The organism is Corynebacterium sp. HMSC034A01, from assembly GCF_001838175.1.
Lineage (GTDB): Bacteria > Actinomycetota > Actinomycetes > Mycobacteriales > Mycobacteriaceae > Corynebacterium.
Genome location: NZ_KV835934.1, coordinates 107879 through 120636, shown reverse-complemented (window position 1 = coordinate 120636; position 12758 = coordinate 107879). Strand labels below are relative to the sequence as shown.

Here is a 12758-nt window from a genome sequence, read left to right as displayed (position 1 = left end):
GTGGCGCATTAACCGCTTGATCCCGCCCCCAAAATCCGGCCATACTCAGGGTTTCTTGCTCTGGGTCTGCGGATCCAGGCAGGGACGGGGGAGGGCAGTAACACAAACCTTGGGAGGCAAACCTTGGGATCGCCCGCAAAAATTGGCCGATCCCAGGGTTTGGCTCACAGGGTTTGCCGTGTGGAGGGAACCGTCGCAGGCGACCAGGCACGAAAAACCGCCAGCGGCGGGGCTGGCGGTGACGGTGGCGTCGAGAAACTTAGATGCGTTCGTGCTTGCCGCGGGATTCGACGGTGATGACCTCAACGTCCTCGCGCTGGTGCGCCGCGTCGACCGGGCGGGCAGCGGTGCGCTCGACCACGCGCTCCTGGCCGCGTGCCGGGCGCAGGTGGGCGACGCGGCCCGGCTCGATGTTCAGGGCGCGCAGCTGGGAGTCGGAGAGGTTCTCGTACACGTCGCCGGAGAGGGTGGCCTGGTCGTAGATCCAGTCCGGCTCCTGGTGGCCCACCGGCTTGTTGTGGGAGGTGACGGTGCGCACCTGGTTCAGCTTCGGCTTGGTCGCGTGCAGGATCAGGCCGAGCGCAATCAGCACCGCCAGGGAGATGAGCCAGATGGTCTCCACGTGGCCCTGGTGGTTGCCAAAGTTGTAGGCGATAAGGAACAGGACGGAGATCCAGCCGGCGATCTGGATGGTGCGGTCAGTGAACGCGCTCCAACCGAAACGGGCAGACGGAACGTCCGCCTCAGAAACACCGTTGTACACCTGGGGTGCGTTGTCCTTCGCGTGGGCCACTGGAATGCTCCTTCAAAGCCGGGTTAGCGGTTGCCAAGATTGGTAAAACTTTCAGCGCCTATCATCGCACACCGGGTGGGGCAAAGGGGACTCCTCACCCCCAATGTGTTCAAACTTTCGCACCACAGTCCACGGGATGGTGCCCTCACGGTGCCATAACGTGCCGTTTCATGGCACAATAGCGACGTGAAGAGTGTAATCATCTTGGGCTCGACAGGTTCTATTGGTTCTCAGGCGATTGATGTAATTCGCGAACATAGAGACCAGTTCAACGTTGTCGGCATTGCCACCGGCGGAACCAACCCCGACCGGGCTATCGAGCAAGCCCGAGAATTCGGCCTCAGTGCCGACCAGATTGCCGTGCGCGATCTGGACGGGGCCAAGAAGGTTTCGAAGGAGCTCGGCGGCTTCGTCATCACCGGCGACACCTGCGCGGCCGCGCTCGTGGAGTCCCAGGAGGCGGACCTTGTGCTCAACGCGCTTGTCGGCTCCGCGGGCCTGCCCGCAACCCTCGCGGCGCTGAAGTCTGGCGCGACGCTGGCGCTGGCGAACAAGGAGTCCCTCGTCGCCGGCGGCCGCTTCGTGCTGGAGGCTGCGAAGCCCGGACAGATTATCCCGGTGGACTCTGAGCACTCCGCGATGGCCCAGGCGCTGCGCTCCGGCGAGCGCGGGGAGGTGTCCCGCTTCGTGCTCACCGCCTCCGGTGGCCCGTTCCGCGGCAAGTCCCGCGAGGAGCTCATGGACGTCACCTACGAGCAGGCCGTGGACCACCCGACGTGGTCCATGGGTTCGATGAACTCGCTGAACTCCGCGACGATGGTGAACAAGGGCCTCGAGCTTATTGAGGCATCACTGCTTTTCGACGTGGACCCGGACGACATCGATGTGACCGTCCACCCGCAGTCCATCGTCCACTCCATGGTGACGTTCACTGACGGCGCGACCATCGCCCAGGCATCTCCGCCGTCGATGATGCTGCCGATTTCGCACGCGCTGAACTGGCCGAACCGCATCCCGGATGCGCAGCCCGCTCTGGACTTCTCTCAGGCTTTCGAGTGGACCTTCGAGCCGCTGGATGAGGACGCGTTCCCGGCGGTGAAGCTGGCCCGCGAGGCCGCGGCGAAGGGCGAGCCGTACCCGGCGATCTACAACGCGGCCAACGAGGTTGCGGCAGAGGCGTTTATCGCAGGCCGCATCAAGTTCCCGCACATCGTGGACATCATCTCCGACGTCCTCAACGGCGCGGACGATTTCGCGGAGGAGCCGGCCGACGTCAACGCGGTGCTGCGCACCGAGTCCCGCGCCCGCGAGCGCGCGGAAGCCGTAGTCGAGCGCATCGCCAGCGCGTAACGCGCGAGGGGTTTTGTGGGTGCGTTAGGCATTTTGGCGTTTGCGCTTGCGATCGCCGCGTCCATTGCGCTGCACGAGGCCGGGCACATGTTCACTGCCCGCGCCTTCGGCATGCGCGTGCGACGCTATTTCATTGGTTTTGGGCCCACGGTGTGGTCGACCACGAAGGGTCACACCGAGTACGGCCTTGCCGCGTTGCCGTTCGGCGGGTTCTGCGACATCGCGGGTATGACCGCGATGGATCCCCTCACGCCCGAGGAGGAGCCGCACGCGATGGTGAACAAGCCGGCGTGGCAGCGTATCGCGGTCCTCGCCGGCGGCATTGCGATGAACCTGCTCATCGGCGTGGTGATCATCTACTTTGTCGCCATCTTTTCCGGCATCCCGAACCCGGACGCGGACTTCTCCCCGCGCGTGGGCAAGACGGTGTGCGTGGCCGACCAGGTGGACGCGGAGACGCTGGGGGAGTGCTCCGGCGCGGGCCCGGCCGGCGAGGCCGGTGTCCAGGTCGGCGACACGCTGGTGGCGCTCAACGGGCAGGAGATTGAGCAGTTCGGGCAGTTGCGCGATGCCGTCGCGAAGCAGCCAGGCGAAACGGTGACCCTCGAGGTGCTGCGCGGCGGTGAGTCCGTGACGCTCGACGTGCCTGTCGCCGCAGTCGAGCGCATCGATCCTACGACGGGCGAGAAGGTCACCCAGGGCGCGGTGGGCATCGTCTCAGCGCCTGTGACGAAGCAGTACGGGCCCGCGGAGGCTGTGCCCGCGACCCTGCACTTTTCCGGCCAGATGCTGCGCGCGACTGTGGACGGCATCGCGTCGTTCCCCGCGAAAATCCCGGGCGTTGTGGCCTCCATCTTCGGCGCGGAGCGCGACATCGAAGGCCCGGTCAGCGTCATCGGCGCCTCGCGCACCGGCGGCGAGTTGGTGGAGCAGGACATGTGGTCCGCGTTCTGGATGATGCTGGCCAGCCTGAACTTCTTCCTCGCCCTGTTCAACCTTGTGCCGCTGCCGCCGCTCGACGGCGGGCACATTGCGGTGGTGCTGTACGAAAAGATTCGCGATGCTTTACGACGCCTCCGTGGCCTCGGCCCGGGCGCTCCCGCGAACTACGAAAAGCTCATGCCCTTGACATACGCCATGGCTGCGCTGCTGCTCGGCGTCGGTGTGTTGGTAATGGCCGCGGACGTGGTCAACCCCGTCCGAATTTTTGGCTGACGGTGCTAAAGTTAGCCACCATGAACACCCCCATCGGATTAGGCATGCCCGAAGGCCCGGCACCGACTTTGGCTCCGCGCCGCAAGACCCGTCAGCTGATGGTGGGAGATGTCGGCGTCGGCTCGGATCACCCGATTTCTGTGCAGTCCATGACCACGACGAAGACGCACGACATCAACGCCACGCTGCAGCAGATCGCGCAGCTGACCACCGCAGGCTGCGACATTGTGCGCGTGGCCTGCCCGAAGACGGTGGACGCGGAGGCCCTGCCGGCGATTGCAGCGAAGTCGCCGATCCCGGTGATCGCGGACATCCACTTCCAGCCGAAGTACATCTTCGCGGCCATCGACGCCGGCTGCGCGGCCGTGCGCGTGAACCCCGGCAACATCAAGGAGTTCGACGGCCGCGTCAAGGAGGTCGCCAAGGCGGCGGGCGACGCGGGCATCCCGATCCGCATTGGCGTCAACGGCGGCTCCCTGGACAAGCGCCTGCTGGAAAAGTACGGCAAGGCCACCCCGGAGGCTCTGGTGGAGTCCGCGATCTACGAGGCCGGACTGTTCGAGGAGTACGGCTACGGCGACATCGCCATTTCCGTGAAGCACTCCGACCCGGTGCTGATGGTGGAGGCCTACCGCCAGCTCGCGGAAAAGACCGACTACCCGCTGCACCTCGGCGTGACCGAGGCCGGCCCGAAGTTCATGGGCACCATCAAGTCCTCCGTGGCCTTCGGCGCGCTGCTGTCGCAGGGCATCGGCGACACCATCCGCGTGTCCCTGTCCGCGGACCCGGTGGAGGAGATCAAGGTCGGCGACCAGATCCTGCAGTCGATGAACCTTCGCCCGCGCAAGCTGGAGATCGTCTCCTGCCCGTCCTGCGGCCGCGCACAGGTGGATGTGTACAAGCTCGCCGAGGAGGTCACCGCTGGCCTGGACGGCATGGAGTTCCCGCTGCGCGTGGCCGTGATGGGCTGCGTCGTCAACGGCCCGGGCGAAGCGCGCGACGCCGACCTCGGCGTGGCGTCCGGCAACGGCAAGGGCCAGATCTTTGTCAAGGGCGAGGTCGTGGAGACCGTGCCGGAGTCCAAGATCGTGGAGACGCTGATCGATTACGCGCAGCGCATCGCCGAGGAGGAGGGCCTCGAGGAGGTCGAGGGCGCCAAGGCCGAGGTCAAGGTCACCCGCTAATATGCTGCGTCGCCGTGTCGCGGGGGTTGCGGTGGTGGCGCTGGCGGCGTCGATAAGCAGTTGCACCCCGCGCCCCAACGACGCCGAACCCGCCGCATCGGATTTTCTGAGCGCGCTGGAAAAGCGTGAGGTGAACTCTGCGCTTATCGACGACGCGTCCGCCGCCGAAACCTCTCTCAACGAGACGTGGGGTGGGCTGCAGGCGGAGAGCTTGAGCGCATCGCTTATCGACGTCAACCAGGACGACAACCTGGCCACCGCCACCTATGAGCTGCGCTGGGACCTGCCCCGCGATCGTGATCTGACGTATCAGGCGCAGATGACGCTTACGCAAAGCGGCGATACGTGGAACGTGCGCTGGCAGCCGTCCGTGCTGCACCCGCGGCTGGGCGCGAACCAGCATTTGGAACTGCGCGCGGTGGCGCCGTCGCAGGCCAGTGTGGTCTCGTCCGACGGGGTGGAGCTGCTGAAGCCCGGCACCGCGTACCGCGTGCTGGTGGACACCGATGAGATGCGCAGCGCCGGGGCGGCGGCTGCCGGTATCAGCGCGGCGCTAGCGAAGGCCCACGAGGTGGATCGCGGCGTTCCGTTGCGCGACGCAGACGAACTTGCGAAGGAACTGCAGGATGCTTCCGGCACCTACTCCGTGGCCGTGGTGCCGGCGCCCGCGCGCGACGCGTTCGAGGGCGCACTGGCCGGCGAGCCAGGTGTGCGGCTGAACGAAGAGGCCTCGATGGTCAACGCGCAGCCGGACTTCGCCCCCGACATCATGGCGCGCGTGGGCGAGCTGGTGCGCGACGACCTGCAGGGCGATACCGGGTGGAGCGTCGACGTGGTCAACGAAAACGGCGCCTCCTACGAGGAGATCAAGCGCCAGGACGCCGCCCCGGCACCGGCGGTGCACATCAGCCTGGACCACCGCATCCAGCGCGCCGCGGAGATGGCGCTGGAGCCGGTTGCGGGCCAGCAGGCCATGATCGTGGCCATCCGTCCGTCCACGGGCGGCATTCTGGCTATTGCGCAGACGCCTGCCGCCGACGAAGGCGGCAACCTGGCCACGATGGGCCAGTACCCGCCGGGCTCGACGTTTAAGATCCTCACCGCGTTCGCCGGGCTGACCAAGCAAGGGCTCATCCCGGGCTCGCCTGTGCCGTGCCCCGCCACGATGAACCTCTTCGGGCGCACCGTGACCAACTACGCAGGCTTCGGCCTGGGCACCGTGCCGCTGGAGACCGCGTTCGCCCGTTCCTGCAACACCACCTTCGCGGATATTTCCACGAAGCTGGCGCCAGGGGAGTTGAAGACCATCGGCAAACAGTTCGGCCTGGGCATCGATATGGAAATCCCCGGGGTGGAGACCATCACCGGCTCCATCCCCGACGGCGAGGAGCCTCTGGACCGCACCGAGGCCGGCTACGGCCAGGGCTTGGACCTGGCCAGCCCATTTGGCATGGCGCTTGTCTCCGCAGCGGCCGCTCGCGGATCGTTGCCCGTGCCGTACCTGGTGGAGGGCGAGGAAACGAAGCTCAGCGAAGATGCACCACCGATGGATCCGCAGGCAGCTGAGGAGCTGCGCCAGATGATGGCGGCGGTGACTGGGCCGGGCGGCACGGCGAGCGCGTTCACCGCGGGCGGGGATATCCGCGGCAAGACCGGCGAGGCCGAAATCAATGAAGGCTCGCACTCGTGGTTCACCGGCTACCGGGCAGACGACGACATCGCCTTTGCCACCCTCGTAGTCCTCGGCGGCGGTTCCGAGGCCGCTGTGGCGCTATCGGACCGGATGCTGCTGAACCTGGACTCGGGAAGCTAGTAAGCCTCCTGGAGGGCTGCGTGGGCGCGTTTGACCACAGGTCTACCATTGAGGACATGAATAATCGAGGCCTACTCACCCCAGGAAAACCCACCCCAGAGCGCAAGGTGCCAAAGAGCATTGAGCGCCCAGAGTACGCGTGGAAGGACGAGGTTCAGGAGAACGTCGGCGAGCCGATCATCCAGACCCCGGAGACCATCGAGGCGATGCGCGAGGCCTCGAAGATCGCCGCGAACGCACTGGCGCTTGCAGGTGCGGCTGTAGCCCCCGGGAAAACCACAGACGAGATTGACGGCATCGTCCACGACTACCTGGTCGAGCACGGCGCCTACCCGTCCACGCTGGGCTACCGCGGGTACCCGAAGTCCTCGTGCATCTCCCTGAACGAAATTGTCTGCCACGGCATCCCGGACACGACGGTGATCCAGGAGGGCGACATCGTCAACATCGACGTCACCGCCTACAAAAACGGAGTGCACGGCGACACCAACGCCACCTTCTTCGCAGGCGAGGTGGCGCAGGAGCACAAGGACCTGGTTGACCGCACTTACCAGGCGATGATGCGCGGCATTAAGGCAGCGAAGCCCGGCCGCCAGATCAACGTGATCGGGCGCGTGATCGAGTCATACGCCAAGCGCTTCGGCTACAACGTGGTCACCGACTTCACCGGCCACGGCGTGGGCACTACCTTCCACAACGGGCTCGTGGTGCTGCACTACGATTCCGACGCCTACACGGACGTCCTCGAGCCAGGCATGACGCTGACGATCGAACCGATGATCAACCTGGGCGAGCTGCCGTACCGAGTGTGGGACGACGGCTGGACAGTGCAGAACGTCGACGGCGAGTACACCGCCCAGTTCGAGCACACCATCGTGATCACCGACGACGGCAACGAAATCCTCACCATCCCGGACGCGGACGTCGCCGCCGGGCAGCATATGCTGGGGGAGTAGACCGCATAAGAATCTGAAACGGGCCCGCACGGAACATTTCAGTGCGGGCCCGCTTTACGTCTACGGTCCACCCGTAGACAGAACGAAACCCCGTCGCAAACAGCGACGGGGTTTCAACCTCCTAGCTCAAGCGCTATTGCTTAGCGGGAGAGCGGGTGCTGGATCCAGCCGTTGTAGAAGGCGAAGTTGAAGCCAGCGATGACGAGGCCAACCAGGGCGCCGATGGCAGCGACGATGGAGCCGTCGATCCAGTAGCGAGCCCACTGCGGAACGTCTTCCTTGTTGGTCTTGTTGCCGAAAGCGTCGGTCGGGTAGAACTCCTTGTCCTTGTCATCAAAGTACTGGGAAGAACCCTTGCCGTCGAACAGGCCCTTGGTGCCGTCGCTGACGACCTTACCGAAGTCCTTGTCACCCTCCTGCTTGCCGACGAAGACGACGGCCTTGTCCTTGGAGGTGGTCTCGTTCTGAGCATCCTCAGCGGACGCGATTGCGGTGCCGCCAGCGAGGACGGTCAGAGCGGTTGCGGAAGCAACTGCAGCGGTGCGGAAGTTACGCATCGTTTTCCTTCTTTCGAAATGTGAGTGGAATTGGTTTGCGGAAGTCCGCGGTCTTAGAAGTTGAATTCGCCGTGAACGAAGAAGTTGTACAGCGGGCCAACGATGAGGCCGACGAGTGCGGAGACAGCGGTGAAGATGGTCGCGCCGTACGCAAGCTTGGCGTAACGCGGCTGTGCGTCGAAGTTGTCCTTCTCACCGAAGATTGCCTGACCGTCGGTGCCGCGCAGGTTGCCGTTCTCGTCGCGGAACTGGAGCCACTCGGAGTGGGTGATCTTCTGGGAGGAAGCCGGCTCTACGCCGTCCTTGCCGTCCTTGGCCTCAACCGGACGGGACGGTGCGACGTAGGTGTTCTCTGCCGCGGTGCTGTCCTCAGTGGTCTCGGCGGTTGCGACTGCGGTGGAGCCGAATGCCACAGCGACGGCGGTTGCGCCGGCGAGGGCTGCCTTACGGAAATTACGCATGAAACGAAATCCTTCTCTGATAGTTCTTGCACGACGTCCGGGTGGAATTCAAAGAATCCCAGGGGCATTGAGCTCCTAGGACCGATAGCAAGCCCGGTGGGCTCGGTCCCGGTGTCTGCACTGACAATAGCCGAACACTTCCAGCGGTATGCAAGTTGGCGCCTAAATTTTTTCAAAAGTTCAACCAAAGGTTGGAAAGCTTGGCATTAGCTGAAAAGGTTGGGGCAATTCAAATATCTCTCACGTGCTCTTTTCGGCAGATGTGTCGAAAAGGTCGTGTCTATTCAGCTGTTCCCCCGAAAGAGGGGTGAAGCAGAGGTTTAGACTTCTTTGAATGTCAGGTCGAGGCCGAGGATCGCGTTTTCGGTCACCTCTGCCAGGGACGGGTGGATCCAGTACTGGGAGCGCGGGAAGTCCCGCAAGTCCAGCCCATATGCGAGCACAGTGATCATTTGCTGGATCAGCGTGGAGGCTTGCGGGCCCATGTAATGCGCGCCCAAAAGCTGGCCGGTCTTCCGGTCGGCCACCAGCTTCACCACGCCGGTAGAGTCCTCCAGACCCCACCCGTAGGCCACGTCGCCGTAGTTCTGCACCTTCACAGTGACGTCGAAGCCGGCGTCCACAGCTTGCTGTTCGGTCATTCCCACTGTGGCGATCTGCGGGTGGGTGAAGATCGCCGACGGGACGTGATCGTGCGGCATCGGCACCATGGCCGAGCCACTTTCGCCGGCCCAAGCTTGAAGTACGTTGTGCGTCACCGCGCGCTGCTCCGCGTTCGCCACGTGCTTGAGTTGGTACGGGGAGGAAAGGTCTCCGAGCGACCACACGCCGTCCACGGAGGTGCGGCCGAACTTGTCGACGGCGACGCGTCCGTTTTCGTGCGTTTCAATGCCAGCGGCGGCGACATTGAGTGTGTCGCTGTTGGGGATACGGCCCGTGGCGATGAGGAGGGATTCGGTGGTGACCGTGGTGCCGTCGTCAAGCGTGAGCGTGACACCCTCGCTGTCCTCGGCGGCGGAAGTGACCGTGCGGCCCATGTGGACGGTGTAGCGCTCGGCGGCGAGCTTGTTGAACGGCTCTGCGAGGTCCGGATCCAGCTGTCGAAGCAGCTGCGAGCGGCTGATGATGGTCACCTCGGTGCCCAGGGCGTCAAAGACGTGCGCAAACTCCATGGCGATGAAGCCGCCGCCGACGATGGTCAGCGACTTCGGCTGGCGCTTAAGCCGCATGATGTCCTCGTTGGTGTGGAAGGTGACGTCGTGCGCCCAGTCAGGGATGAACGCGCGGGCGCCGGCGGCGAGGATGATCGTATCGGCGGTGATGAGCTCTTCGGTCCCGCCGCGGCCAGTCTTCAGCGTCTTCGGGCCGACGAAGGACGCCTCCACGTCGTAGACGGTGACGTTGGGGCAGCCGTTGCGGCGGTAATCCTCACCGCCTTTGGCAATCAGGTCGATGCGGTTGTCGAAGACGCGCTCGACGATCCCGGGCCAGTCTGCGCCCTTGTACTCAAGATCGATGCCGAGCTTTCCGGCCTCGCGCGCCGCGTACGCCTGCTCCGCGGCAAGCACGTACATCTTGGTGGGGATGCAGCCGACGTTTAAGCACGTGCCCCCGAACGCGCCTTTCTCCACAATCGCGACGTTCTTGTCGTCGAAGTCGGGAGTGAGGATAGAGTTGCCCGAACCCGTTCCCACAATGATCAGGTCGTAGCGTGTGGCGTCCTGCAAATTGCTGTCGTGAGCGGGCATGGTTTTCTCCTCTATATATATGTGTGTGTTGCGTATTGACGTTACTGGGCAAAATCCTGGCCGTCTAACCACTTGAAAACGGCCTTGAACGCGGCCTCTCGGGCGTGGCGTTCGGAGAGGAACACGTCGTGCCGTGCGCCGTCGACGACCTGCACGCTTGCGTTGTTAGAAAGCGTCGGTGCCCAGCGCTGGATCTGGTCGACGTCGAGCACCGTGTCGGCGGTGTCCGCGGCGGGGGAGTAGTCCTCGCCAAGGTACGAATGCGACGAGCACAGCGTCAGCGTCGGCACACCAGTATCAACGTGTCCGGCGTGGATCTGTTCCTGCCCCTTGATCACCGCGCGGATCCATCCCAGGTACTTGCGGTGCCCGTCAATCGGCTTCCATTCGGTGTTGAACTCCCACTCGCCGTGGAAGTCCCTATGGATGGACTTGCCGTACGTGCCCTCACCGCGCTGCAACAGCGGCAGCGAGGGGAACATCGTCCCGAAGACGTTGAGGAGCGGTTTAAGCACTGCCACCTGCCACTTCGGAAACTGCATGTCCAGCCACGGGCTGTTCAGGACCACCCCGGCGAGCTTTTGATGCTCCGCGGGCTGCTCGCGGCGCAGCTGGTCCGCCCACAGCGGCACAATCAGCCCGCCGGTGGAATGCGCCAGCACCACCACCGAGCCGTGCTCCGCCGCAAGAATCTCCAGCGCCTGGGTGAGCTCGGGGAAATACCGGCTCATGGAAAGTGTGAAGTGCGCGCGCTGGCCCTTCTTCAGCGCGCGCCCGCAGCGCCGCAGGTCCAGCGCGTAAAACGGGTACCCGTGCCGGGTGAACTCGTCGGCGACGTGGGCCTGGAAGAAGTAGTCGGACATGCCGTGCACCCACAGCACGGCGGGCTTCTGGGGCGTTGTGCTTTGCGACGCGCGTACATCCCGCACCAGCACCGCATCCACGCGAGTTCGGCTGTCCGGGTCCTTGCCTTGGGGGAGCACTGCCTGCTCGAATCCGTCGCCAAGCGGGTCAGGTTGCCAATCAAGCTTGTTCATGCGGCCGATGATACTTTTCTGCGGACGGTTCGGACCTGTGGTCGTCGACAAGCCTTTGCACCTTGGCAATGAAGGGGACGTAATATAGTCACCACTCCCAAAAGTCGATAAACATCAAAGGATGACTACGCATGTCTGACAACGGTGGTAAGAAGTACGCGGACGAGGTGGACATCCTGCACGTCGGCGCCGGCATCATGAGCGCCACACTGTGCTCGATGCTGCACGAGCTGGAACCCGACTGGTCCCAGATGATTTTCGAGCGGCTTGACGGGCCTGCCGAGGAGTCCTCCTACCCGTTCAACAACGCCGGCACCGGCCACTCTGCGCTGTGCGAGCTGAACTACACGCCCGAGAAGAAGGGCCGCATTGATGTCTCCAAGGCGATGAACATCAACGAGAAGTTCCAGCTGTCGCGCCAGTTCTGGTCCTACCAGGTGGAAAACGGTGTGCTGACCGACCCGCGCGCCTTCATCAACCCCGTGCCGCACGTGTCGTTCGCCCAGGGCGAAGACCAGATCAACTACCTGCGCAAGCGCTACGACAAGCTCTCTGCAAACCACATGTTCCCCAACATGCAGTTCGCGGACGACCGCGAGACCTTCGCGGAGAAGCTGCCGCTGATGTCTCAGGGCCGCGACTTCGACGCCGAGCCGGTGGCCATCTCCTGGACCGACGCCGGCACCGACATCAACTACGGCTCCCTGACCGAGCAGTTCCTCGACGCCGCCAAGAACAACGGCACCGAGATCCGCTACGGCCGCGAAGTGACCAACATCAAGCGCGAAGGCAACTTCTGGAAGGTCACCGTCAAAAACGTCCACACCGGCGACAAGCAGGTTGTGCGCGCCCGCTTCGTCTTCGTCGGCGCCGGCGGCTACGCACTCGACCTGCTGCGCAAGGCCGGCGTGCCCGAGGTCCACGGCTACGCCGGCTTCCCGATCTCCGGCATGTGGCTCAAGACCGACAACCAGGAACTGGTGCAGCAGCACAAGGCCAAGGTCTACGGCAAGGCCAAGGTCGGCGCCCCGCCGATGTCCGTGCCGCACCTGGACCTGCGCGTCGTGGACGGCAAGGAATCCCTCCTGTTCGGCCCCTACGGCGGCTGGAGCCCGAAGTTCCTCAAGGAAGGCTCCTACCTGGACCTGTTCAAGTCCATCCGCCTGGACAACATCCCGTCCTACCTGGGCGTCGGCGCCACCAACATCGCGCTGGTGAAGTACCTGGTGCAGGAAGTCTTCCGCGACTTCGACGGCAAGGTGGACATGCTGCACGAGTACTACCCGGCAGCAGACGGCAAGGACTGGGAAGTCGTGGTCGCCGGCCAGCGCGTGCAGGTGATCAAGCCGGCCGCCGCCCCGCGCTTCGGCTCCCTGGAGTTCGGCACCGCCCTGGTCAACGACCAGAACGGCACCATCGCCGGCGTGCTCGGCGCATCCCCGGGTGCATCCATCACCCCGGCCGCCATGATCGAGCTGCTGGAGCGCTGCTTCGGCGAGCACATGATCGACTGGGCCGACAAGCTGCACGAGATGTTCCCCACCTACGGCAAGTCGCTCAAGCGCGACAAGGACGCCTACGACGAGCAGTGGGCGTGGACGCAGAAGACGCTCAAGCTGGACACGGGCGAAAACGCGCTGTAGC

At 64.3% G+C, this 12758-nt stretch carries 11 protein-coding genes; 6 read left to right on the top strand and 5 right to left on the bottom strand.

The window, feature by feature from the left end; genetic code table 11:
* Window positions 1–259 precede the first annotated feature (259 nt).
* Window positions 260–799 carry a DUF2631 domain-containing protein gene (locus HMPREF2791_RS03090; RefSeq protein WP_141764896.1) on the bottom strand — a complete coding sequence of 180 codons (540 nt, stop codon included), beginning with the start codon at window positions 797–799 and terminating at the stop codon, window positions 260–262.
* Window positions 800–979: 180 nt separating this feature from the next.
* On the opposite strand from HMPREF2791_RS03090, the gene dxr reads away from it, so the two are divergent.
* The 5 genes from dxr to map are packed head-to-tail and all read left to right on the top strand — an operon-like array spanning window position 980 to window position 7311.
* A complete protein-coding gene (gene dxr, locus HMPREF2791_RS03085; RefSeq protein WP_070844341.1) occupies window positions 980–2143 on the top strand; it encodes a 1-deoxy-D-xylulose-5-phosphate reductoisomerase in 1164 nt (387 codons plus the stop codon).
* Window positions 2144–2158: 15 nt separating this feature from the next.
* Window positions 2159–3358 carry a M50 family metallopeptidase gene (locus HMPREF2791_RS03080; protein WP_070844339.1) on the top strand — a complete coding sequence of 400 codons (1200 nt, stop codon included), beginning with the start codon at window positions 2159–2161 and terminating at the stop codon, window positions 3356–3358.
* A gap of 20 nt (window positions 3359–3378) precedes the next feature.
* On the top strand, window positions 3379–4542 hold the full coding sequence (ispG, locus tag HMPREF2791_RS03075; RefSeq protein WP_070844337.1) for a flavodoxin-dependent (E)-4-hydroxy-3-methylbut-2-enyl-diphosphate synthase: 1164 nt from the start codon (window positions 3379–3381) through the stop codon (window positions 4540–4542).
* Window position 4543: 1 nt separating this feature from the next.
* Complete coding sequence (locus HMPREF2791_RS03070) at window positions 4544–6355, top strand: penicillin-binding transpeptidase domain-containing protein (RefSeq protein ID WP_070844335.1); 1812 nt, start codon at window positions 4544–4546, stop codon at window positions 6353–6355.
* A 56-nt stretch (window positions 6356–6411) separates the two neighbouring features.
* Window positions 6412–7311, top strand: a complete 900-nt coding sequence (gene map / locus HMPREF2791_RS03065) for a type I methionyl aminopeptidase (protein WP_070474493.1) — start codon at window positions 6412–6414, stop codon at window positions 7309–7311.
* Between the two features lie 140 nt (window positions 7312–7451).
* On the opposite strand, the gene HMPREF2791_RS03060 is transcribed toward map, so the two are convergent.
* The 4 genes from HMPREF2791_RS03060 to HMPREF2791_RS03045 all read right to left on the bottom strand — a co-directional run bounded on the left by HMPREF2791_RS03060 (window position 7452) and on the right by HMPREF2791_RS03045 (window position 11114).
* Window positions 7452–7868 carry a hypothetical protein gene (locus HMPREF2791_RS03060; protein WP_070474112.1) on the bottom strand — a complete coding sequence of 139 codons (417 nt, stop codon included), beginning with the start codon at window positions 7866–7868 and terminating at the stop codon, window positions 7452–7454.
* 53 nt (window positions 7869–7921) lie between these two features.
* Window positions 7922–8329 carry a hypothetical protein gene (locus HMPREF2791_RS03055; protein WP_070474114.1) on the bottom strand — a complete coding sequence of 136 codons (408 nt, stop codon included), beginning with the start codon at window positions 8327–8329 and terminating at the stop codon, window positions 7922–7924.
* A gap of 320 nt (window positions 8330–8649) precedes the next feature.
* Entirely contained in the window at window positions 8650–10077 is a 1428-nt protein-coding gene (gene mtr, locus HMPREF2791_RS03050) for a mycothione reductase (protein ID WP_070474116.1), read from the bottom strand.
* 41 nt (window positions 10078–10118) lie between these two features.
* Window positions 10119–11114: an alpha/beta hydrolase gene (locus HMPREF2791_RS03045; protein ID WP_070474496.1), complete on the bottom strand. Its 996-nt coding sequence runs from the start codon at window positions 11112–11114 to the stop codon at window positions 10119–10121.
* A gap of 131 nt (window positions 11115–11245) precedes the next feature.
* On the opposite strand from HMPREF2791_RS03045, the gene mqo reads away from it, so the two are divergent.
* Entirely contained in the window at window positions 11246–12757 is a 1512-nt protein-coding gene (gene mqo / locus HMPREF2791_RS03040) for a malate dehydrogenase (quinone) (protein ID WP_070844333.1), read from the top strand.
* Window position 12758: the final 1 nt, after the last annotated feature.

Bases quoted from the DNA above. Each gene is read 5' to 3' on its own strand.
- ispG (WP_070844337.1), top strand. From the start codon at position 3,379: ATGAACACCCCCATCGGATTAGGCATGCCCGAAGGCCCGGCACCGACT.
- HMPREF2791_RS03070 (WP_070844335.1), top strand. From the start codon at position 4,544: ATGCTGCGTCGCCGTGTCGCGGGGGTTGCGGTGGTGGCGCTGGCGGCG.
- map (WP_070474493.1), top strand. From the start codon at position 6,412: ATGAATAATCGAGGCCTACTCACCCCAGGAAAACCCACCCCAGAGCGC.
- HMPREF2791_RS03060 (WP_070474112.1), bottom strand. From the start codon at position 7,868: ATGCGTAACTTCCGCACCGCTGCAGTTGCTTCCGCAACCGCTCTGACC.
- HMPREF2791_RS03055 (WP_070474114.1), bottom strand. From the start codon at position 8,329: ATGCGTAATTTCCGTAAGGCAGCCCTCGCCGGCGCAACCGCCGTCGCT.
- mtr (WP_070474116.1), bottom strand. From the start codon at position 10,077: ATGCCCGCTCACGACAGCAATTTGCAGGACGCCACACGCTACGACCTG.
- HMPREF2791_RS03045 (WP_070474496.1), bottom strand. From the start codon at position 11,114: ATGAACAAGCTTGATTGGCAACCTGACCCGCTTGGCGACGGATTCGAG.
- mqo (WP_070844333.1), top strand. From the start codon at position 11,246: ATGTCTGACAACGGTGGTAAGAAGTACGCGGACGAGGTGGACATCCTG.